The sequence below is a fragment of the Faunimonas sp. B44 genome (assembly GCF_052655945.1).
In genome coordinates this window covers 1-501 of the sequence record NZ_JBQYEX010000059.1, presented here as the reverse complement: position 1 = coordinate 501, position 501 = coordinate 1, and the positions used below count along the sequence as shown (strand labels likewise).

Sequence of the window (501 nt, the reverse complement as noted above, 5' to 3'; positions counted from 1 at the left end):
GCGCGGCGTCGCCGTTCACACGGGCGGTTCCGCGGAACGCGGAAGCCGCTCCCGCGCAGCCGCGAGGATCGTGGTGCAGACTCCGCCAATGTCGCGCATGACCTCGTCTGTCCAGAACCTGAGCACACGGTAGCCGTGCTCTTCGAGCCGGCGTGTTCGGGCCGCATCCCTGGCGCGCGCCGGTTCGAGGCCGTGCTGGCCGCCATCGACCTCCACGACCAGTTTCGCCGCCGGGCAGAGGAAGTCCACGATGAACGGGCCGAGCGGGGCCTGCCGGCGGAAACCGAGGCGGTCGAGCCGGTGGGCGCGCAACTCGCACCAGAGCCGGAATTCCGCATCGGGCATGTCGCGCCGCATCGCCTTGGCAAGAAGGCGGTTGCGCTTCGGCGGCAGGTGCCTCGGCATTGCCGGTTCTTCGTGCGGGTTCCAGTCCACCATGATCGACACCGATATCGCGGCGCCGTCCAGCCCCCCTCCCGAAATTCCGGGCGCCTCCGGCTC

Annotated in this window: 1 protein-coding gene; it reads right to left on the bottom strand. The window is 70.3% G+C overall.

Features of this window, described 5'->3' with window-relative positions; translation table 11 throughout:
- Window positions 1-15 precede the first annotated feature (15 nt).
- The coding region (locus tag ACUN0C_RS20240) for an endonuclease domain-containing protein (protein WP_445468200.1) at window positions 16-501 on the bottom strand (486 nt) is incomplete at its 5' end.